This is a genomic window from Yonghaparkia sp. Root332, from assembly GCF_001425665.1.
Lineage (GTDB): Bacteria > Actinomycetota > Actinomycetes > Actinomycetales > Microbacteriaceae > Microcella.
This window is the reverse complement of sequence record NZ_LMCX01000001.1, coordinates 1,349,970-1,370,574: the sequence shown is the minus strand read 5'-3', so window position 1 is coordinate 1,370,574 and position 20,605 is coordinate 1,349,970. Positions and strand designations below refer to the sequence as shown.

Annotated in this window: 18 protein-coding genes; 5 read left to right on the top strand and 13 right to left on the bottom strand. The window is 72.5% G+C overall.

Annotation, left to right across the window (positions count from 1 at the left end):
• Positions 1 to 364: 364 nt before the first annotated feature.
• Both ASC54_RS06580 and glgB read left to right on the top strand, forming a co-directional pair.
• Entirely contained in the window at positions 365 to 2,335 is a 1,971-nt protein-coding gene (locus ASC54_RS06580; RefSeq protein ID WP_055898085.1) for an alpha-1,4-glucan--maltose-1-phosphate maltosyltransferase, read from the top strand.
• The gene (gene glgB, locus ASC54_RS06575; protein ID WP_082514898.1) at positions 2,335 to 4,596 is read left to right on the top strand and encodes a 1,4-alpha-glucan branching protein GlgB; all 2,262 of its coding nucleotides are present in this window, start codon (positions 2,335 to 2,337) and stop codon (positions 4,594 to 4,596) included. Before ASC54_RS06580 ends, glgB begins: the two co-directional genes overlap by 1 nt.
• A 9-nt stretch (positions 4,597 to 4,605) precedes the next feature.
• Here the strand turns inward: glgB and ASC54_RS06570 are convergent, their stop codons facing one another.
• A complete protein-coding gene (locus ASC54_RS06570; protein WP_055856121.1) occupies positions 4,606 to 5,529 on the bottom strand; it encodes a tetratricopeptide repeat protein in 924 nt (307 codons plus the stop codon).
• On the bottom strand, positions 5,529 to 7,397 hold the full coding sequence (locus tag ASC54_RS06565; protein ID WP_055897504.1) for a hypothetical protein: 1,869 nt from the start codon (positions 7,395 to 7,397) through the stop codon (positions 5,529 to 5,531). The genes ASC54_RS06570 and ASC54_RS06565 overlap by 1 nt, the downstream gene beginning before the upstream one ends.
• A 264-nt stretch (positions 7,398 to 7,661) precedes the next feature.
• Here ASC54_RS06565 and ASC54_RS06560 point away from each other — a divergent pair, with 264 nt between their 5' ends.
• Both ASC54_RS06560 and ASC54_RS06555 read left to right on the top strand, forming a co-directional pair.
• Positions 7,662 to 10,118 carry a DivIVA domain-containing protein gene (locus tag ASC54_RS06560; protein ID WP_055897501.1) on the top strand — a complete coding sequence of 819 codons (2,457 nt, stop codon included), beginning with the start codon at positions 7,662 to 7,664 and terminating at the stop codon, positions 10,116 to 10,118.
• A 74-nt stretch (positions 10,119 to 10,192) separates the two neighbouring features.
• On the top strand, positions 10,193 to 11,254 hold the full coding sequence (locus ASC54_RS06555; RefSeq protein WP_055897500.1) for an AI-2E family transporter: 1,062 nt from the start codon (positions 10,193 to 10,195) through the stop codon (positions 11,252 to 11,254).
• A gap of 13 nt (positions 11,255 to 11,267) precedes the next feature.
• On the opposite strand, the gene ASC54_RS06550 is transcribed toward ASC54_RS06555, so the two are convergent.
• The 10 genes from ASC54_RS06550 to rpsB form a co-directional block, all read right to left on the bottom strand.
• A complete protein-coding gene (locus ASC54_RS06550; protein WP_055897497.1) occupies positions 11,268 to 11,987 on the bottom strand; it encodes an alpha/beta hydrolase in 720 nt (239 codons plus the stop codon).
• A 19-nt stretch (positions 11,988 to 12,006) separates the two neighbouring features.
• The gene (locus tag ASC54_RS06545) at positions 12,007 to 12,306 is read right to left on the bottom strand and encodes a hypothetical protein (RefSeq protein WP_055856136.1); all 300 of its coding nucleotides are present in this window, start codon (positions 12,304 to 12,306) and stop codon (positions 12,007 to 12,009) included.
• A 12-nt stretch (positions 12,307 to 12,318) separates the two neighbouring features.
• Positions 12,319 to 12,837 (bottom strand): lytic transglycosylase domain-containing protein, encoded by a 519-nt coding sequence (locus ASC54_RS12605; protein WP_235451399.1) that lies wholly within the window; start codon positions 12,835 to 12,837, stop codon positions 12,319 to 12,321.
• A gap of 201 nt (positions 12,838 to 13,038) precedes the next feature.
• Positions 13,039 to 13,587, bottom strand: coding sequence for a DivIVA domain-containing protein (locus ASC54_RS06535; RefSeq protein ID WP_200932275.1), 549 nt, complete (start codon positions 13,585 to 13,587; stop codon positions 13,039 to 13,041).
• Between the two features lie 35 nt (positions 13,588 to 13,622).
• Complete coding sequence (locus tag ASC54_RS06530) at positions 13,623 to 14,630, bottom strand: phosphatidate cytidylyltransferase (protein ID WP_082514897.1); 1,008 nt, start codon at positions 14,628 to 14,630, stop codon at positions 13,623 to 13,625.
• Positions 14,631 to 15,185 (bottom strand): ribosome recycling factor, encoded by a 555-nt coding sequence (gene frr, locus ASC54_RS06525; protein ID WP_055856141.1) that lies wholly within the window; start codon positions 15,183 to 15,185, stop codon positions 14,631 to 14,633.
• A gap of 45 nt (positions 15,186 to 15,230) precedes the next feature.
• Complete coding sequence (locus tag ASC54_RS06520) at positions 15,231 to 16,127, bottom strand: DMT family transporter (protein WP_055897494.1); 897 nt, start codon at positions 16,125 to 16,127, stop codon at positions 15,231 to 15,233.
• A complete protein-coding gene (gene pyrH, locus ASC54_RS06515) occupies positions 16,124 to 16,834 on the bottom strand; it encodes a UMP kinase (RefSeq protein WP_055856148.1) in 711 nt (236 codons plus the stop codon). The genes ASC54_RS06520 and pyrH overlap by 4 nt, the downstream gene beginning before the upstream one ends.
• 110 nt (positions 16,835 to 16,944) lie before the next feature.
• A complete protein-coding gene (gene tsf, locus ASC54_RS06510) occupies positions 16,945 to 17,772 on the bottom strand; it encodes a translation elongation factor Ts (protein WP_055856150.1) in 828 nt (275 codons plus the stop codon).
• A gap of 31 nt (positions 17,773 to 17,803) precedes the next feature.
• On the bottom strand, positions 17,804 to 18,787 hold the full coding sequence (rpsB, locus tag ASC54_RS06505) for a 30S ribosomal protein S2 (protein WP_055897491.1): 984 nt from the start codon (positions 18,785 to 18,787) through the stop codon (positions 17,804 to 17,806).
• A gap of 250 nt (positions 18,788 to 19,037) precedes the next feature.
• Here rpsB and ASC54_RS06500 point away from each other — a divergent pair, with 250 nt between their 5' ends.
• Positions 19,038 to 19,577, top strand: a complete 540-nt coding sequence (locus ASC54_RS06500; protein WP_055856156.1) for a murein hydrolase activator EnvC — start codon at positions 19,038 to 19,040, stop codon at positions 19,575 to 19,577.
• Between the two features lie 119 nt (positions 19,578 to 19,696).
• Here ASC54_RS06500 and ASC54_RS06495 read toward each other — a convergent pair whose 3' ends face one another.
• The gene (locus ASC54_RS06495) at positions 19,697 to 20,599 is read right to left on the bottom strand and encodes a tyrosine recombinase XerC (protein ID WP_055898076.1); all 903 of its coding nucleotides are present in this window, start codon (positions 20,597 to 20,599) and stop codon (positions 19,697 to 19,699) included.
• Between the last annotated feature and the right edge of the window lie 6 nt (positions 20,600 to 20,605).

Below are 20,605 nucleotides of genomic sequence, written 5' to 3'. Positions count from 1 at the left end.
GGACCGGTCCCCGCCATGGGTGGCGGGTCTCGGTCCTGCATCTCATCCGCCGCGTTCGGGTCACTTCGGATGCGGGCAGCGGGTTCGGGGGCTTCGGGTGGCCTCCGACGTCTTCTGCGTCCACTCATGACAGTACGCGCCCGACGGCCTCGCGCAACGGAAGTGACGCCGATTCGCGTACCCCTCCCGGGGTACATTTCTGTCCCCCCTAATGCCGACACGCCTCCCGGGCGGGTGCGGAACCGCCGAGCGTTCTGTGCGAGACCTGCACATCCGCCCTCGCGCGAGCCCGGTCCAGCGGTAGCGTCGAGGGGTGGCAGCGAACGAGAAGTCCCCCTTCAGCCCGAGGATCGGGCGGATCCCCATCCGCCACCTCACCCCGCAGCAGCCCGAGGATCGATGGCCCAGCAAGGCCTTCGCCGGCGAGGTCGTGCCCTTCGGCGCGACGATCTTCCGGGAGGGCCACGACGTGCTCGGCGGAGACCTCGTCCTGGTCTCCCCCGAGGGCGAGACCACCGAGCATCCGCTCGCGATGTGCACCACGGGCACCGATCGATGGGAGACCGAGGCGCTCGTCGATGAGGAGGGCCTCTGGAGCTGGCGCATCCGCGCGTACACCGACGACTGGGCGACCTGGCTGCACAACGCGACCGTCAAGATCGACGCGGGCGTCGACGTCGACGTCATGCTCCTCGCCGGCGCGCAGCTGCTCGACCGGGCGCGCGCGCTCGCGAAGGGCACGCCCGACGCGACCGTGCTCGGCCAGGCCCGCAAGTCCATGGAGAACGCGAAGCAGACCCCCGCCGCGCGCCTCGCCGTCGCGACCGACGCGCGCGTCGTCGCCGCCGTCGCCCGCCACCGCCTCATGAGCCACGAGACGCTGAGCGACGAGCAGGTGCTGCGCGTCGAGCGCTCCCGCGCGGGGCTCGGCAGCTGGTACGAGTTCTTCCCCCGCAGCGAGGGCGCCAAGCGGAAGAAGGACGGCTCGTTCACCTCGGGCACGTTCCGCACCGCCACCCGCCGCCTGCCCGCCGTCGCCCAGATGGGCTTCGACGTGCTGTACCTGCCTCCCATCCACCCGATCGGGCGCGTCAACCGCAAGGGGCCGAACAATACGCTCACCCCCGGGCCCAACGACCCGGGCAGCCCGTGGGCGATCGGTGCCGCCGAGGGCGGGCACGACGCCATCCACCCCGATCTCGGCACCGTCGACGACTTCACCGCCTTCCTCGCCGCCGCGAGGAAGAACGGCCTCGAGGTCGCCCTCGACCTCGCCCTGCAGTGCGCGCCCGACCACCCCTGGGTCGCCGAGCACCCCGAGTGGTTCACGACCCTCCCCGACGGCTCGATCGCGTACGCCGAGAACCCGCCGAAGAAGTACCAGGACATCTACCCGCTCAACTTCGACAACGACCCGGAGGGGCTGCGCGAGGAGATACTGCGCGTCGTCCGCTACTGGATCGGCCTCGGGGTCAACATCTTCCGCGTCGACAACCCGCACACCAAGCCCCTCCAGTTCTGGGAGTGGCTGCTCGGCGTCATCAACGCCGAGCGTCCCGACATCGTGTTCCTCGCCGAGGCCTTCACGCGCCCGCCGATGATGCAGTCGCTCGCCGCCGTCGGGTTCCAGCAGTCGTACACCTACTTCACCTGGCGCAACACGAAGAAGGAGCTCGAGACCTACCTCACCGAGCTCAGCCACGGGACGAGCGCCTTCCTGCGGCCGAACCTCTTCGTCAACACCCCCGACATCCTCACCGAGTACCTGCAGTTCGGCGGCGTGCCCGCGTACCGCATCCGCGCCGCGATCGCCGCGACGGCGAGCCCGACCTGGGGCGTCTACGCCGGCTACGAGCTCATCGAGAACGTCGCGCGGCCCGGCAGCGAGGAGAACATCGACAACGAGAAGTACGAGTACAAGCAGCGCGACTGGGCCGCCGCCGCGAAGAGCGGCTCGACGATCGCGCCGTACCTCACGCAGCTCAACACGATCCGCGCCCAGCACCCCGCGCTGCGCCAGCTGCGCAACCTGCGCGTGCACTGGAGCGACGACGACGCCGTGCTCGTCTACTCCAAGGTGCTCCCCGGCCGCTTCGTGCGCTCGGGACGCACCGACGGCATCATCGTCGTCGCGAACGTCGACCCGCACTCGGTGCGCGAGACGACCGTGCACCTCGACCTCGAGGCGCTCGGCCTCGAACCCGGCTCGACCTTCGAGGTGAAGGACCTCATCACGGGCGCCCGCTACCGCTGGGGCACCGACAACTACGTGCGCCTCGACGCGTTCACCGAGCCCGTCCACATCCTCCGCATCGACTACCCGAAGGGCCTCTGATGGCGATCGAGAAGAAGACGCACCAGCCCTCCGCCGGCACCGCCGGCCCGAGCGGGGATGCCGCGCCCGCCCCGTCGGCGCCGGCCGGCGCCCCGGGGCCCGCACCCCTGCATCCCGACCACCGCCGCGCGCTCGTCGAGGCTCGCCACCCCCGCCCCCACGACGCTCTCGGTCAGCACTTCGGCGACGAGGGCTGGGTCGTGCGCGTCGTGCGGCCTCTCGCGGCGACCGTCATGGTCGTGCGCGCCGACGGCAGCGAGCACGCTCTCGCCCACGACGCCGACGGTCTCTGGCACGGCCTCCTGCCGGGCGGCCCCGCGGAGGGCCAGGCGTACACCGTGCGCACCACCTACGACGGCGGCCCCGACTGGAACGCCGACGACCCGTACCGCTTCGTGCCGAGCGTCGGAGAGGTCGACCTGCACCTGTGGGGCGAGGGCCGCCACGAGCAGCTCTGGCACGTGCTCGGCGCGCACCGGCGCGCCCACGAGGGGGTCGACGGCACCGCATTCGCCGTCTGGGCGCCGCACGCCCAGGCCGTGCGCGTCATCGGCGACTTCAACGGCTGGAACGGCGCCCTGCACGCGATGCGCCGACTCGACGACAACGGCGTGTGGGAGCTCTTCGTGCCGGGCCTCGGCTCCGGCTCGACCTACAAGTTCGAGCTGCTCACCGCCGACGGCGCGTGGGTCACGCGCGCCGACCCCATGGCCCGGTTCACCGAGGTCCCGCCGGCGACGGCCTCCGTCGTGGGCGAGTCGCACTACGAGTGGGGCGACGGCGACTGGCTGGCGCACCGCGCGGCGAACGACCCGCACTCCGGCGCGATGAGCGTCTACGAGATGCACCTCGGCTCGTGGCGGCCCGGGCTCGGCTACCGCGAGCTCGCCGACCCGCTGATCGAGTACGTGACCGAGCTCGGCTTCACGCACATCGAGTTCATGCCGCTCGCGGAGCACCCCTACGGCCCGTCGTGGGGCTACCAGGTGACCGGCTACTTCGCGCCGACGTCGCGATTCGGGCACCCGGACGACCTGAAGTACCTCATCGATCGCCTCCACCAGGCCGGCATCGGCGTGATCATGGACTGGGTCCCCGCGCACTTCCCCAAGGACGAGTGGGCGCTCGGCCGGTTCGACGGCGCAGCGCTCTACGAGCATCCGGACCCCCGTCGCGGTGAGCACCCGGACTGGGGCACCTACATCTTCGACCTCGGCCGCAGCCAGGTCCGCAACTTCCTCGTCGCCAACGCCCTCTACTGGCTGGAGGAGTTCCACATCGACGGCCTCCGCGTCGACGCCGTGGCGAGCATGCTCTACCTCGACTACTCGCGCGAGGAGGGGCAGTGGCTGCCCAACCAGCACGGCGGGCGCGAGAACCTCGAGGCGATCAGCTTCCTGCAGGAGGCGACGGCGACCGCGTACAAGCGCGTGCCCGGCATCGTCATGATCGCCGAGGAGTCGACCTCGTGGCCCGGCGTCACGCGCGCGACGAGCGAGGGCGGCCTCGGCTTCGGCATGAAGTGGAACATGGGGTGGATGCACGACACGCTCTCGTACTTCCAGCGCGACCCGATGTGGCGCTCGCACCACCACAACGAGATCACCTTCAGCTTCCTCTACGCGTTCAGCGAGAACTTCATGCTGCCCATCAGCCACGACGAGGTCGTGCACGGCAAGGGCTCGCTGCTCGGCAAGATGCCCGGCGACCAGTGGCAGAAGCTCGCCAACGTGCGCGCCTACCTCGCCTTCATGTGGGCGCACCCCGGCAAGCAGCTGCTGTTCATGGGCCAGGAGTTCGGCCAGCCCAGCGAGTGGAGCGAGGAGCGGGGCCTCGACTGGTGGATCCTCGACCAGCCCGTCCACCGCGGGCTGCACGCGCTCGTCTCGCGCCTCAACGCCGTCTACCGGGAGAATCCGGCGCTCTGGGAGCTCGATAACGAGCCCGAGGGCTTCTCGTGGCTCGAGGGCGGCGACGCGGGCAACAACGTCATCGCGTTCGAGCGGCGCTCCGCCGACGGCAGCCCGCTCGTGGGCGTCTTCAACTTCAGCGGCAACACCGTCGGCTCGTACCGCCTGCCGCTCCCGCGAGCCGGCGCCTGGCGCGAGGTCGTCAACACCGACGCGCACGAGTACGGCGGATCGGGCGTCGGCAACCTCGGCTCGGTCACGGGCGACGACACCCCGTGGGGCGGTCGCCCGGCCTCGGCCGAGCTCACGCTCCCGCCGCTCGCGGGCCTGTGGCTCGCGCCGGAGCGGTAGCCGGGCGGCTCAGTACAGCAGCGCCGTGAGGCGCCGGCGGGCCGCGATCGTGCGCGGGTCGTCGGCGCCGACGATCTCGAAGTAGTCGAGCAGGCGCGTGCGCACGGCCGTGCGGCCCTCGGCGTCGAGCGCCGGGAAGACGTCGAGCAGGCGCGCGAACGCGTCCTCCACGTGGCCGCCGCTGAGGTCGAGGTCGGCGACCGCGAGCTGGGCATCCGCGTCATCGGGGCTCGCCGCGGCTGCCGTCCGGATGTCGGCCGCGACCGCGCCCTCGAGGCGCAGCAGCAGGGTCACCTGGGCGAGGCCCGCGACGGCCTCCTGGTCGCGAGGGCTCTGCGCGATCGCCGTGCGATAGGCGGATGCCGCGGCCGCGTAGTCGCCGCGGGCGATCGCATCGTAGGCCTCCTGATGCAGAGGGGGCAGGGGCTCCTCGACGGGCTCGGCCGGAGCGTCGCCCTGCTCGAGGACGCCCGTGACGCCCTGCTGCTGGGCGAGCTCGAGCACCTGGTCGAGCACCTGGCGCACCTCGGCCTCGGCGGGCATCCCGACGAAGAGCTGGAGCGGGCGTCCGCCGATGACCGCGGCGACCGCGGGCACCTGCTGCACCTGGAATGCCTGGGCGAGCTGCGGCGAGCGGTTGCCGTCGACCGTGACGAGAGCGATGCGCCCGCCGTAGGCGGTGACGATCGGCTCGAGCGCCGGTGCGATGCCGCTCGCGTAGAACTCGACGATGACCGGCACCCGCTGCGAGAGCTCCAGCACCTCGCCGAACGTCGCGTCGTCGGCCTCGCGGACGACGCCCGCGCCGCCCGTCGGGCGAGCGCCCGACGGCGAGGCCGGGCGGCCGGGAGCGGCCGTCGGCGCGGATGCCTGACGGACGAGGCCGGAGAGGTCGACGGCGCCGCGCATCGCGGCCGGGTTGACGGGTTCCATCACTGCACCTCCGAAGCGGCGACGAGCCCCTGCGTGTAGCCGAGCAGCACGACGGGGTCATCGGGGTTCTCGAGCGACGGCACGTAGAAGAGCACCTGCACGCCGTAGGTGGCGGTGATCCCGCGCTCGCTCGACTCGATGTTCGCGAGGGCGGCCACGGTGCCGCTCGCGTTGACGGTGGCGCCCGACTGCGTCGGGGTCACCGTCTCGGTCTCGGTCAGGTATCCCACCACGAGCGCACCCGCGTCGAGGGTGCTCATCGTGATGATGTCGGCGTCGCCGACGCCGTTGGTGAAGTCGATCGACGCGGTGGAGGGGATCGCCGCCCGGCGCTCCTCCTTCTTCTCGAAGCCGATCTGGGTGCGGAGGCTGTCGCCCTCGGCCTGGAACAGCGCGAAGTTCGGTGCTCCCGCCTCGCCGAGCAGGAGGACCTCGGCGTACGACTGGACGACGGTCGCCGGCTGAACCGGGAGGAAGGGCGTGTCGGCGCCGAGGAACGCGGTGCCGAGCGACGCCGGCGGGACCTCCGGAAGCGTCGCCTGCGGCTCGAGGGTGATGAGGTGGCTCGCGCGGTACTGGTCGCGCGCGGTCGCCTGCGTGAGCACGATCGCCAGCGGCGGCACCGTCTCGTCCTCCGGGTCGGAGACGATCGCGAAGACCTGGCGGGGCCAGACGTCGGTCTGCTGCGGAAGGACGAGATCGACCGAGCCGGTGGGGATCGCCGGGAGCGCCGCGACGTCGGCGCTGTTCGCGCGCGCCGCGTAGTTCGCCTGGCGCAGAGCGAGAGCGGGGCCGACCAGTCGCGACGCGGCGAGGTCGCCGTTCGCGGCCTCGTCCGCCTCCGCGACGGTCGCGGCGAGACGATCGATGATGCGCTCGGCCTGCCGGGCGGTCACGGCGACGGGCGGCAGCTCCTCCTCCGGCTCGGCGGTCGAGGACGCGGTCGCGGCCTCCGTCGGCTGCGAGATGCTCAGGCCGTCACCGATGCCGCACGCGCTCAGCAGGAGGGCGGTCGCCAGTGCGCCGGGGAGGAGAGCGATGCGGCGGACGGCGCGGCGGCCCTTCGGCCGGCCGATGAGAGTGCTCGACTTGACCGGGCGGTAGCGCGAGGGCTTCGGCACGCGCGGCATCTTCGGGCCCTTGGGCGACTTCCGACGCGGCCCCCGCTGCCTGCGCATGTGCACGAGCGCCCAGATGAGGGCGAGCAGGCCCAGGAGGAGGGCCGCGAAGCCTGCGATCGTCAGCGGCGTCGCGAGCGGGGAGTCGACCTCGAGGGGCCACGTGATGGAGAACTCCTGGGGAGCGGGGAGGGTGCCGTCGGAGACCATGAGCAGCGACACGTCGCGCGGTACGTTCACCGTGAGGCCGAGCTCGCCCGAGCCCTCGAACTCGCCGAACCAGAGGTCGCTGCCGATCGGCGTGGGCACGGCCGTCTCGGAGCCCACGACCTCCTCCGTCACGAGCTCCTGCTCCTCCGCGTCCCACGTGACGAGGGTGTAAGAGGACTCCCCCACCCAGCCCAGGACGTCGGTCGTCGTGCCGTAGACGGCGGCGATGGCGTCGGACTCCGTCGCGGCGGCGGTCTCCGTGATCGGCGACGGACTCGGGTCGGCGGACGGCGAGCCGCTCGGGCCCGCGCTCGGGGCGGGAGCGGGACCCGCCTCGACGCCGCCGAGGATCGCGAGGGTCTGCCGGCCGTCGAAGGCGTTCAGCGCCGAGCCGTCGATGACCGTCACCGGCGCGGTCGAGTCGAGCGCGACCGACTCGGTCACGCGGTCGGCCTCCGCGAAGACGGTGCGCTCGGCGATCCCGAGGCCGATGCCGACGAAGGCGACGACGAAGAGCACGATCGCGATGATGAATCGCACGGGTTCACTCCTCTCATGCTGGCCCGGCGCGCTGGCCTGCGCGCGTCCCGACCGTCCGCTGCGGGCGGCGGTCGCGCACCCTCAAGCAGCGGATCTCGGACGGAGGCTCGACGCTCGAGCTCTCCGGCCAGCAGAACAAAGACGTTCCAGCTTACCGGAATCGCTCCGCGGCGCCCATTCGCGCTCAGCCTGCGCGCAGGAGGCGCGGTCGCGCGCGCCGATTACACTCGAACCCGTTCGCCTCATCGGACAGGGAGACCACACGTGGCAGCGATCGATAGCGACTTCGGGACCGAGATGCGCGGCTACAAGCGCGACGAGGTCGACAAGGCGATCCAGGAGCTCCGTCGCGACGTCATCAAGGCGAACTCGGACCGCGCGGAGACCGCCAAGGAGCTCAAGCGCCTGCAGGCGGTCGTCGAGGATCTCCAGGCCGAGCTCGACGAGGTGGGTCGCCCCACCTACGCGGGCCTGGGCACCAAGCTCGAGCAGACGCTGCGCCTGGCCGAGGAGCAGTCGACGCGACTCATCAGCCAGGCGGACATCGACGCCGAGCGCGTGCGCACCGCCGCGCAGTCCGACGTCGAGCGCCTGCAGGCGGAGGCCGCCGATCGCGTCGAGAGGATGGTCGCCGAGGCGGCCCAGCGCACAGCCGCGATGAGCGAGAACGCCGCCCGGGAGGCGGAGGAGCTTCTCGAGCGGGCCCGCGACGACGCCGACCAGCTCGTCCAGGAGGCCACGCGGGAGGCCGCCGCCATTCGCGGCGCCGTCGCCACCGAGGCCGCTGAGGTCCGCTCGATGGCCCGGCGGGAGGCCGGGGCTCTGCGAGCCGAGGCCGAGCGCGACGTCGCCGAGCTGCGCGTCGTCGCCGACCGCGAGGTCACCGACGCCCGCGCCGCGGCAGGGGCCCTCGCCCGCGAGACCGCGGAGGAGCGCGCCCGCTTCGAGAGCGAGAGCAGCACGCGCCGCGCCCAGCTGGAGGCCGACATCGAGGCGGGCCGGAGCGAGCTCGAGCACGAGCTCACGACCGCGCGCGCTGCCGCGACGAGCGAGCTGGAGCGCGAGCGCGCGGACTGGGACGCCGAAGAGGCGCGACGCCGCGCGGAGGTGGACGCGCTCGAGGACCGCACGCGACAGGAGGTCGACGAGCTCCAGGAGCGAACGCGCGCCGCCCTCGAGACGGAGACGACGACGGCGCGCGCCGAGCTCCGACGCGAGATCGACGCCGCCCGCGGCGAGGCCGAGCGCTACGTCGAGCAGGTTCGGAGCGAGGCCGACCGCTACGCCGAGACCGTGCGCGGCGACGCCGACGGCTACGCCGAGCAGCTCCGGGCCGAGACCGACGTCTACGCCGAGCAGACCCGTACGGCTGCGGACGCCTACTCGTTCGACACCCGCAGCGCCGCCGACGCGCACGGCACCAGCGTCCGCGCCGAGGCCGAGGCCCGCGCCGGAGAGCTGCGCACGGCGGCGGAGTCTGACGCCGCGACCGCACGCGAGGGCGCCGAGTCGTACGTGCTCGAGGTGCGGCAGGCCGCCGACGCCTACGCCGCCGAGACGCGCGCGCAGGCGAACGCCGCGGCCGCCGAGTCGCGGCAGGCCGCCGACGCCTACGCCGCCGAGCTGCGCGCCGAGGCCGTCGCGACCGCCGCCGAGACTCAGCGGGCCGCTGAGTCCGCGGCGCTCGAGCTGCGGACGAGCGCCGACGCGTACGCGTTCGACACGCGCGCCGAGGTGGACGCGTACGCCGCGGACGCGCGCGCCGCGGCCGAGGCCCATGCCGCGGGGCTGCGCGCGACCGCTGATGCGGCGATCGCCGAGCAGCAGGCCGCGCTGGAGGCGCGCCTCAGCGCGGCCTCCGCCTCCCTCGAGCGCGAGACCGCGACCGCGCGCGCCGAGCTCGAGCGCGAGACGACCGCGGCCCGCGCCGACCTCGAGCGCGAGCTCACCGCGGCGCGCACCGACCTCGCCCTCGAGCTGGCCGCCGCGCGCGCCGAGCTCGAGCGCGAGACCAGCAGCGCCCGCGACGCCCTGACCGCCGAGATCGCCGAGCAGCGGTCGACCGTCGAGCGTGAGCGGACGGCCGCGCTGGAGGCCCTCGAGCACGACCTCGCCAGCCGCAGCGCGGCTCTCGAGGCCGACGAGACGGCACGGCGCGCGGCGCTCGCCCGGGCGTCATCCGACCAGCAGCGCGCCCTCGCCGACGAGGCCGCGCAGGTCCGGGCGGCGCTCGCCCGCGAGACCGAGGAGCAGCGCGCCGAGCTCGCCCGCGCCGCCGAGCAGGCCCGCATCGACCTCGACGTCGAGCTCGCCGCCCGCCGGGACGAGGCCGAGCGCGAGTACCTCGCCCGCCAGCAGGACGCGAGCGCGCAGACGCAGAAGTACCTCGACGAGGCGACCGCGCAGCTGACGGCGGCCCAGCAGGCCGCCGCCGAGGCACGGGCCGAGACCGAGAGGCTCACGCGAGAGGCGCGCGCGGAGGCGGAGGAGCTCCGCAGCTCGGCCGATGCGACGGCGCGCGAGGTGCTCGAGAACGCGGAGCACCGCGCCGCCGCCCTCGTCGCCGACGCCGAGGAGCGCACGGCCGCTCTCGTGTCCGAGGCCGAGGAGCGCCTCGCCCGACTCCGCGTCGAGCGCGACGCCGTGGCTGGCTACCTCGAGGGCCTGCGCGGGGTACTGTCGCAGGCAGAGAAGATCTCGGGCTCGATCAGCGACGAGTGACGGGCCCGATGGCCTGATCCGCGCGCGATCCCCGGGAAGCCGCGCGGACATCCCGCCGACGAGAGGTGCCCGCCATGAGGATCCAGAACGCGTTCCGGTTCGGGCTCTTCGGCGGCCTCGGCGTCCTCGTCGCCCTCCTCATCGGCGGTGCGGTCAGCGCGCTCGCGACGATCATCACCTACATCGGTGCGGCGCTGTTCATCGCCCTCGGGCTCGACCCGATCGTGTCGTGGCTGGAGGACCGGAAGTGGCCGCGCTGGGCGGCGATCCTCACCGTTCTCATCGGCGTGCTCGGCATCTTCACCGGTCTGATCTTCGCGATCGTACCCGTCATCGTCGAGCAGGTCAGCCGCCTCGTGCAGCAGATCGGCGACTTCCTCGGGTCGGTGCAGTCCCTCGAGGAGCTCGTCGCGACGGTGCAGACCTTCGTGCCGGTCGAGGTCCTCGACGTGCAGGCCGCGATCGACGGCGCGATCACGTTCCTGCAGGATCCGGCGAACCTCGCGGAGATCGGCGGCGGCGTCCTCGGCGTCGGGATCGCCATCGCCTCCGGGACCTTCGGCGCCCTGATCATCCTCATCCTGACGCTCTACTTCGTCGCCTCGCTCGCGAGCATGAAGAGCGCCCTCTACCGCCTCGTCCCCGCGTCGCGCCGCACGACCTTCGTCGGCATCGCCGAGCAGGTCGCCTCCGCGGTCGGCCGGTTCGTCGTCGGGCAGGCCAGCCTCGCACTCGTGAACGGCGTGCTGAGCTTCCTGTTCCTGACGTTCATCGGCGCCGAGTACCCCGCCCTCTTCGCGTTCGTGGCGTTCCTGTTCTCGCTCGTGCCCCTCGTGGGCACGCTCTCGGGCTCGGTGCTCATCGTGTTCACGCAGTTCATCACGAACCCCGAGTCGACCTCGACCGTCATCACGGCCGCGGTCTACTACTTGATCTACATGCAGGTCGAGGCCTACGTGCTGAGCCCGAACATCATGAACCGCGCCGTGAAGGTGCCGGGCGCGGTGGTCGTGATCGCCGCCCTCATCGGCGGAACGCTCCTCGGAGTCCTCGGGGCGCTCATCGCCATCCCGGTGGCGGCGTCAGTGCTCATCATCATCGACCAGGTGGTCGTCCCGCGGCAGGAGCGCCTCTAGGGGATGCCCGCGCCTACGCCTGCGGCCAGCGGGTCGGCAGCGGCAGAGCGGCGGGGTTGAGCCGCTCGACGACCTCGGTGAGCACGCGATAGGTCTGGTTCTCGCCGACCCACAGGTGCTTCCCGCCCTCGACGGCGACGAGCTCGCGCTCGGGCACGACGGCGAAGCGCTCCTCCGCCTCCGCCGGGCGCAGGTAGTCGTCGAGCTCCGGGACGACGACGACGAGGCGCTTGCCGCTGCCCGCCCACGCCTCCAGCTCGTCCTCGCTCGTGCGGTGCAGGGGCGGGGAGAGCAGGATCGCGCCGATGACGTCGTGCTCGAGCCCGTGCTTGAGCGCGACCTCGGTGCCGAAGGACCACCCGAGCAGCCAGCGCTGCGGCAGTCCGCGGTCCTCCGCGAAGGCGACCGCAGCGTCGAGGTCGAAGCGCTCGGCGTCGCCGTGGCCGAACTCGCCCTCGGACCGGCCGCGAGGGCTCGAGACGCCGCGGAAGTTGAAGCGCAGCACGGCCAGGTCGGCCAGCGCGGGCAGGCGCGCCGCGGCCTTGCGGATGATGTGCGAATCCATGAATCCGCCCGCGGTCGGCAGGGGGTGCAGGCAGATCAGCGTCGCGACCGGGTCGCGGTCGGCCGGCAGGCTGAGCTCGCCGACGAGGGTGAGCCCGTCGGGGGTGCGCAGCTCGATGTTCTCGCGACGGGCGGGCAGGAGGGAGCCTCCGCGGATGATGTCGGTCACGCGTCGATCCTCTCGCACCTCAGGGCGCGATGCGCCAGCAGTGCTCGTGCCAGTGCCGTCGATCGGCCAGATCCGCCTGCTCGCCCATGAGGCCGTCCGCGCGCCAGGCCACCAGGTGCGCCGTGCCGACCACGACCTCGCCGCGGCAGCCCGGGCACACGTAGGGCTTGGTGGCCCCCGCGGCGGTCACCGGCTGCACGTTCCACTCGCCCGACCGCTTCGACTCGACGCGCTTCAGGCCGCGTCGGACGCGATCGAGGTCGAGCGCGTCATCGTCGTCGACGGCACGCCGATGACGCGGTCTGTTGGAGCGGGGCACAGCAGCGGCCTGCTAGTACCAGCCGACCGACTGGCTGTGCGCCCAGGCACCGCACGGCGTGCCGTAGCGGGCCTGGATGTATCCGAGACCCCACGTGATCTGCGTCGCCGCGTTGGTCTGCCAGTCGGCGCCGGCCGTGGCCATCTTCGATCCGGGGAGCGCCTGCGGGATCCCGTAGGCGCCCGAGCTCGAGTTCATGGCGTAGACGTTCCAGCCCGACTCCTTGTTCCAGAGGGCGACGAGGCAGTCGAACTCTCCGGACCCCCAGCCGCGCGCGGCGACCATGTCGGCGGCGATCGCCTTGGCCGAGCCGGGATCAGGGATGCCGGCGGCGGGAGCGCTGAAGGATGCGGGGGCCGGCTCCGGCTCGGGGGCCGGCTCGACGATCTCGTAGCTCGCGAGCGATGCGCCGATCGAGTGCTCGGCCGTGGCCGTGAACTCCTGGCCGACGATCGGCGAGGCGGGAGCCATCGCCTCGATGGCGGCGGCCGGCGTCGAGGTGTCGGAGATCGACACGAGCGCGAGCGACACGACGGCGATCGAGCTGAAGATCGGGAGCGACCACCGAGAGCGTACGTGCCGCTCGAGAGCACGGGGTCGCTGGGGAGCGGCGCCTCCGGGCCGGGTCGACGCACGCTGCGAGAGCCGCGGAGCCGAACCGGTGGGGCGCGATGATTGCGCTTTGTGCTTACCCACGATCGAAGCAGTCTACCCGACGGTCGACCCCGGTGCTCAGCGAACGGCCAGCATGACCCGGATGACGGCGTCGAGGACGACGTCGACCTGCGTCTCGTCGTACCCCCCGAAGCGGCTCCGGAAGGCGATCGTGCGCACCGCGTCGATCGCGAGCGGATCGCCGTTCTGGAAGTATCCCGCGACGCGATCGGTGAAGGCGTCGACGTCGGCCGGGTGGTAGCCGCGGGCGAGGGCGCTCGCTCGGCGGAAGCGGCGGCCGTGCGGCCGGGCGAGCCGATCGACGAGCTCCTGGGCCGTCTGCCGGACCTCCGCGTAGAACGCTCCCTCCCCGCGCTCGGCGATCGCACGATCGCGCTCGCGCGCCGCGAAGGCCTCCTCGAGGCGCTCGAGCGCGGCATCCACGTGGCGCACGGAGTAGCCGCCTCGACGCACGACGCGGAAGGCGGTGTGCCGGATGACGTCGCTCGAGAGGCCGCCCCCGTCGATCGCGCTGTACGCGCGCCGGGCATCCGCCAGGAAGGTCTCGACCTCGTCGATGTCGTACCCGGGCTTGCCCTTGCGGGCGAGCGGGAAGGTCGAGGTCACCCGACCATTCTGCCCGAGGGGGGAGGACGCGGCGGTCATCCGAGCAGGGTGAAGAGCACGTAGGCCACGATCGTCGACGGCAGGATCGAGTCCAGGCGGTCCAGGAAGCCGCCGTGGCCGGGCAACCAGGTCGAGATGTCCTTGATGCCGAGGTCGCGCTTGATGAGAGACTCGGTCAGATCGCCGAGCGTCGCCGTGCCCACGAGCGCGAGGCCGAGGATCAGGCCGACCCACCACTCCTCGCCGAGCATGAGCCACGCGAGGAGGATGCCCGCCGTGATCGCGGCGACGACAGACCCGGCGAAGCCCTCCCACGTCTTCTTCGGGCTGATGCGGGGCGCCATCGGGTGCTTGCCGAACGCGAGCCCCGAGGCGTACGCGCCGGTGTCGATCGAGATGACGGTGATGAGGTACGCCAGAGTCCACCACTGGCCGCCCTCCTCCGCCGTCATGACGATCGCGAAGCCGCCGAGCAGCGCCACGTACGCGAGCACGAAGACGCCCGCGGCGAGGTCGGTGGGCAGCGAGACGCCCGGTCCGCGCATCGAGGGCCGCACCGACTCGACGATGCGCCACAGGCTCACGAACGCGATGCCCGCGAGGAACGACCACCAGAGGCCCTCGGCGCCGAGGTAGAAGGCCGCGGGCACGACCGCGAGCGACGCGATGACGAGGGGGATGCGCGGGATGTCGCGCCCCGCGAACCGCAGAGCGCTCGCGAGCTCGTACACGGTGAAGACCATGAGGGCCGCGCCGAAGAGCATGAAGAGCTCTTTGACCACGATGAGGCTGAACAGCAGCGTCAGACCGAGGACGAGGCCGAAGAAGATCGCCTTCGGGAGGTTGCGGCCGGCGCGCGCCTCGATGCGGGCATCCATCTCTCGCGCGCGGGCCTCGAGATCGAGGAGGGCGCTCTCGACATCGTGGATGCGCGCCTCAACGTCGGCGCGCGCGGCAGCGCCGCGACGGCGGCGCGCGGCGGACGCGGGGCGGGGGTCGGGGGGGCTCGCGGCGTCGGGAGCGCCCGGGGTCGAGTCGGTCATCTAGACCTCGAGCAGCTCGGCTTCCTTCTTCTTGAGCGCCTCGTCGACCGCATCGGTGTGCTTCTTGGTGAGGGCCTCGAGCTCCTTCTCGGAGCGGGCCACCTCGTCGTCACCGACCTCGCTCTTGAGCTTGTCGAGGTCCTCCTTCGCCTTGCGGCGGATGTTGCGGATGGCGACCTTGGCGTCCTCCGCCTTGCCCTTGACGATCTTCACGTACTCCTTGCGGCGGTCCTCCGTGAGCTCGGGCATCGTCACGCGGACGATCGTGCCGTCGTTGCTCGGGTTCGCGCCGAGGTTCGGGAAGCTCACGATCGCTTTCTCGATCTCCTTCAGCGCGCTCTTGTCGTAGGGAGTGATGACGAGGGTGCGGGCGTCCTGGTTCTGCAGGCTCGCGAGCTGGCCGAGAGGCGTCGGCGTGCCGTAGTAGTCGACGAGGATCTTCTGGAAGAGCTGCGGGTTCGCGCGGCCCGTGCGGACCGTCGCGTAGTCCTCTTTCGCGACCTCGACGGCCTTGGTCATCTTCTCGGTGGCTTCGGCGAGCACATCGGCAATCACGGGCAACTCCTTCGTGGGTCGGTGTCGAGTGTAGTGGGCGGTCGCTCAGCCGGCGGCGAGCAGCGCCACCCCGGCGACGACCACCGCACTGCCGATCAGGCGCTGGGCGGGGTGCGGCTCGCGGAACAGCAGCCAGCCCGCGAGCGCGATGAGCACGACGCTCGCCTCCCGGGCGGGGGCGACGATCGCGACCGGCGCGTACGCGTAGGCGACGAGCACGAGGACGTACGCGACCGGTGAGAGGATGCCCACCGCGACGATCGCGGGAGCGTGCCGTCGCACGGCCCGCGCTGTCGCCGCCGGGCTCGAGACGAGCCACGGCGCGAGGATCGCGAGCTGCACGACCAGCGAGCCCCAGAAGTAGCCGACCGGGCTCAGGGCCGCGACGGTCACCGCCACGGCGTCGAGCACCGTGTAGCCGGCGATGAGGACGCCGACGGCCGCGCCGAGCGCGACGCCGACGGCGCGGCGGTTCCGGCCACGGGCATCCGTCGCCGAAACGAACGGCGCGGACCCACGCGCCGGGCGGGAGCCCGCGAGGCCGATGACGACGACGCCCGCGATGACGACCGCCGCACCGGCGAGGGCGATCGGGGCCGGCCGCTCGCCGAGCACGAGGACGGCCGCGACGACGCTCAGCAGCGGGCCGGTTCCGCGCGCCAACGGATAGACGACGGAGACGTCCGCGAGCACGTAGGCGCGCTGCAGCAGGAGGAAGTACCCGCAGTGCAGGGCGCCGCTCGCCGCCACGAGGCCCGCGAGAGCGGGACGATCGGCGAGAGCGGGCAGCAGCGCGGGAGCCCCGGCAGGGGCGAGCAGGACGGTCGAGAGCGCGACCGTGAGCGCGACGAAGCGGACGCCCGCAGCCGGGGAGGCCTTGAGGACGACGTTCCATGCCGCGTGGGCGAGCGCTCCCCCGGCGACGAGGAGCGCGGCGATCACGCCGAGACGCGCGTGCCGATGCGCTCGCCGCGGATGGCGCGCGCGATGTTGCCCTGGGGCTCCATGCCGAAGACGATCATCGGCATACGGTTGTCCATGCAGAGGCTGAAGGCGGTCGAGTCGACGACCTTGAGGCCCTTGACGAGCGCCTCCTGGTAGGTGATCTCGTCGAGCTTGTGGGCGCCGGGGTTCCGGCGCGGGTCGTCGGAGTAGACGCCGTCGACGCCGTTCTTCGCCACGAGCACCTCGTCGGCGCTGATCTCCAGAGCGCGCTGCGCCGCGACCGTGTCGGTCGAGAAGTAGGGCAGTCCCGCACCGGCGCCGAAGATCACGACGCGGCCCTTCTCGAGGTGGCGCTCGGCGCGCAGCGGGATGTACGGCTCGGCGACCTGCGTCATCTGGATGGCCGACTGCACGCGCACCTGCGCGCCGGCCTGCTCGAGGAAGTCCTGCAGGGCGAGCGCGTTCATGACCGTGCCGAGCATGCCCATGTAGTCGGCCCGACCGCGATCCATGCCGCGCTGGCTGAGCTCGGCGCCGCGGAAGAAGTTGCCGCCGCCGACCACGATCGCGACCTCGACGTCCTTCGCCGCCTCGGCGATCTCGCGCGCGATCGCGCCGACGACGTCGGGGTTCACGCCGAGAGAGCCACCACCGAACGCCTCACCCGAGAGCTTGAGCATCACACGTCGGCGGCGTTCGGTCATGAGGTCCTCTGTTTCCGTGGGGGATGTCGTTGTCAGGGTAGTGAAGAACCGGTCGCGCATGGGAACGGGGTCCGGATCGCTCTCGCGTTCCGGACCCCGTTCCATCAGTGCTAGGCGCCGACCTTGAAGCGGGCGAAGCCCGTCACGGTCAGACCCGCGTCCTTCAGGACCTGCGCGACCGACAGCTTGTTGTCGCGCGCGTAGTCCTGCTCCAGGAGCGCGACCTGCTTGAAGAAGGCGCCGACGCGACCCTCGACGATCTTCGGCAGGGCGGCCTCGGGCTTGCCCTCGTTGCGCGAGATCTCCTCGACGATGCGGCGCTCGTTCTCGACGGCCTCGCTCGGCACCTCGTCGCGCGACAGGTACTGCGGGTCGGCGAACGAGATGTGCTGGGCGATGCTGCGCGCGGTCTCCGCGTCATCGCCCGTGTAGGCGACGACGACGCCGACCTGCGGCGGGAGGTCCTTGTTGGTGCGGTGCAGATAGACGGCGAACTTCTCGCCCTCCACGCGCGCCACGCGACGCAGCTCCATCTTCTCGCCGATGATCGCGGCCTCGTCGTCGATCGCGGCGGCGACGGTCGTGCCGTCGACGGCGGCCGCGAGGCCCTCCTCGACGGTCGACGCGCCGGCGCCGGCGACGGCGGCGAGCACCTTGTCGCCGAGGGCGACGAACTTCTCGCCCTTCGCGACGAAGTCGGTCTCGCACGCGAGCTCGATGAGCGTCGCGGCGCCCGCGGCCTCGTGCGCGGCGATGAGGCCCTCGCTCGTGGAGCGGTCGGCGCGCTTCGCGTTGCCCTTCGCACCCTTCAGGCGCAGGATCTCGACGGCCTTCTCGACGTCGCCGTCGGCCTCGACGAGAGCATTCTTGGTGTCGACCATGCCGGTGCCGAGGCGCTCGCGCAGGTTCTTGACGTCTTCCAGGCTGAAATTGGCCATGGAGGGACTCCTTCTCGTGTCTCGGGTCGTGTTACGGAGCGGGCGTCGCGGCGGGCGTCTCGGCCTCGGCGGCCGGAGCCTCCTCCGCGGCGGGCGCGTCGGCTGCGGGCGCCTCGACGGGCGCCTCCTCCGCGGCGGCCTCGGCCGGAGCCTCGGTCGACTCGGCAGCGGGCGCCTCGGCGGCGGCCTCCTCGGCGGGAGCCTCCTCGGCGGGGGCGGCCTCGGCGGCGGGGGCCTCAGCAGCGGCGGCGCCCTGCTCGAGCAGCTCGCGCTCCCACTCGGCCAGCGGCTCGACGGCGGAGACGTTGCCCTCGGCCTCGGGCTTGGCGTGCTTGCGGATGAGACCCTCGGCAGCAGCATCCGCGATGATGCGCGTCAGGAGCGCGACGGAGCGGATGGCGTCGTCGTTGCCCGGGATCGGGTACGCGAGCTCGTCGGGGTCGGCGTTCGTGTCGAGGATGCCGATCACGGGGATGCCGAGCTTCTTGGCCTCGTCGATCGCGAGGTGCTCGCGCTTGGGGTCGACGACCCACATGGCGCTCGGGGTCTTGGTGAGGTTGCGGATACCGCCGAGCGACTTGTGCAGCTTGTCGAGCTCGCGCTTCTTGATCAGCAGTTCCTTCTTGGTGAAGCCCTTGGTCGTGTCGTCGAAGTCGAGCTCCTCGAGCTCCTTCATGCGCGCGAGGCGCTTCGACACGGTCTGGAAGTTGGTCAGCAGACCACCGAGCCAGCGCTGGTTGACGTAGGGCTGACCGACGCGCGTGGCCTGCTCGGCGATCGACTCCTGCGCCTGCTTCTTGGTGCCGACGAAGAGGATCGTGCCGCCGTGGGCGACCGTCTCGGTGACGAAGTCGTAGGCCTTGTCGATGTAGGCGAGCGACTGCTGCAGGTCGATGATGTGGATGCCGCTGCGCTCGGTGAGGATGAAGCGCTTGACTTTCGGGTTCCAGCGGCGGGTCTGGTGCCCGAAGTGCACGCCGCTGTCGAGCAGCTGGCGAATGGTGACGACGGCCATGGCCGTACTCCTTCTGTTCTCAGTTGTCGCCCCGCCCGACGGGAGGGGCCCTGGTGCCCGGCGCTGCCCCCGACCCGCGCGACGGCTCCCCGCTTCCGGGGCGTCGTTCGGGACTGATGGGGGTGTGCGCTGTGGTGGGCACGCGAAGTCAGCCGGACATGCCGACTGCGTAGGCCAGCATATCACCGCTCCCCCGCCCCGGCCTCGGCCGTCGCGCTCTCCCCCGATCGCCGCGAACGGGGCGTGCGGGATGCCCGCATCGCCCACGATCGTCGGCATGCGCCTCCGACTCCTCGCCTCCGCCGCCGCGCTCGCGCTCCTCCTCTCCGGGGCCTCGCCGGCCTCCGGGGTGCCACAGGCCTCCGGGGTCTCGCCGGCCGACCCCGGCTGGGAGTGGCCCATCGACGGACCGCGCGTCGTGGAGCGTCCGTTCGTAGCCCCGCCCACCCCGTACGGCGCGGGCCACCGGGGGGTCGACCTCCGCGCGCAGGGCGCGGAGGCGACCGTGCGGGCGGCGACCGGTGGGGTGATCCACTTCGCCGGAACGGTCGTCGATCGCGGGGTGGTGACGATCCGCTCGGGGCCGCTGCTCGTCACGGTCGAGCCGGTGAGCCCGTCGGTCGCGGTCGGCGAGGTCGTGGCGGCCGGCGACCCGATCGGCGTCCTCGAGTCCGGCCACTGCGCGGCGGCGTGCGTGCACCTGGGCGTGCGCGAGGCGGGCGTCTACGTCTCGCCCCTTCGATGGCTGGGCGGGCTTCGGCGGGCCGTGCTGCTGCCGCTCGAGCGGTGAGCGCCCGGGCTCGGCCGGCACGGCCGCCGCCGCGCGCAGCGGCCGTCACCGCGCGCAGCGGCCGTCACCGCGCGCAGCGGCCGTCACCGCGCGCAGCGGCCGTCACCGCGCGCAGCGGCTCACGCGCGCGGGTGCGCCGTGCGATACGCCTCCGCGAGCCGTTCGGCGCTCACGTGCGTGTAGATCTGCGTGGTGCCGAGACTCGCGTGGCCGAGGATCTCCTGCACCGCACGGAGGTCGGCGCCGCCGTCCAGGAGGTGCGTCGCGGCCGTGTGCCGCAGCGCGTGGGGTCCGGCCGGACCGCTGCCCGGCAGCTCGGCGAGGAGTCCGGCGACGAGGGAGTAGACCCCGCGCGTCGACTCGCGCGCCCCCCGGGCGCCGAGGAACAGCGCGGTGCCCGATCGCGGGCCCGCGATCGCGGGGCGGGCCCGCTCGCGGTAGGCGTCGAGGGCGCGCCGGGCGGGCATCCCGAACGGCACGATGCGCTCCTTGGCTCCCTTGCCCATGACCCGGACGGTGCGGCGGGCGTCGTCGACGTCGCCCAGGTCGAGGCCGACGAGCTCACTCACGCGCAGCGCGCTCGCGTACAGCAGCTCGACGATCGCTCGGTCTCGGAGGGCGATCGGGTCGCCGGTCGCGGCCCGGGCGTCGAGCCCGTCGAGGACCCCATCGATCTGGCCACGGCTGAGAACGCGCGGCAGATGGCGGTCGGCGCGCGGGGCCCGCAGCCGGGCGCCGGCGTCGGCGGGCGCCCGGCCCGTCCGGGSGAGCCACGCCGTGAACCCGCGCACGGTGGAGGTGCGTCGGGCGAGCGTCGAGGCGCCGAGCCCGGCCGCGTTCTGCTGCCAGACCCACTCGCGCAGCAGCTCCAGATCGAGGAGGGCCGGATCGGGCTCCGCCCCGCGCTCCTCGACGAAGGCGGCGAGCGTCACCAGATCGCCCCGATAGGCACGGACCGTGTGGGGCGAGGAGCCGCGCTCGAGCTCGACGGAGCGCACGTAGGCGTCGATGGCCTCGTCCAGGGCGCT

What these genes read in the sequence shown, in the direction of transcription:
- glgB (WP_082514898.1), top strand. Translation starts at nt 2,335, where the DNA reads ATGGCGATCGAGAAGAAGACGCACCAGCCCTCCGCCGGCACCGCCGGC.
- ASC54_RS06570 (WP_055856121.1), bottom strand. Translation starts at nt 5,529, where the DNA reads ATGGAACCCGTCAACCCGGCCGCGATGCGCGGCGCCGTCGACCTCTCC.
- ASC54_RS06555 (WP_055897500.1), top strand. Translation starts at nt 10,193, where the DNA reads ATGAGGATCCAGAACGCGTTCCGGTTCGGGCTCTTCGGCGGCCTCGGC.
- ASC54_RS06530 (WP_082514897.1), bottom strand. Translation starts at nt 14,630, where the DNA reads ATGACCGACTCGACCCCGGGCGCTCCCGACGCCGCGAGCCCCCCCGAC.
- pyrH (WP_055856148.1), bottom strand. Translation starts at nt 16,834, where the DNA reads ATGACCGAACGCCGCCGACGTGTGATGCTCAAGCTCTCGGGTGAGGCG.
- tsf (WP_055856150.1), bottom strand. Translation starts at nt 17,772, where the DNA reads ATGGCCAATTTCAGCCTGGAAGACGTCAAGAACCTGCGCGAGCGCCTC.
- rpsB (WP_055897491.1), bottom strand. Translation starts at nt 18,787, where the DNA reads ATGGCCGTCGTCACCATTCGCCAGCTGCTCGACAGCGGCGTGCACTTC.
- ASC54_RS06500 (WP_055856156.1), top strand. Translation starts at nt 19,038, where the DNA reads ATGCCCGCATCGCCCACGATCGTCGGCATGCGCCTCCGACTCCTCGCC.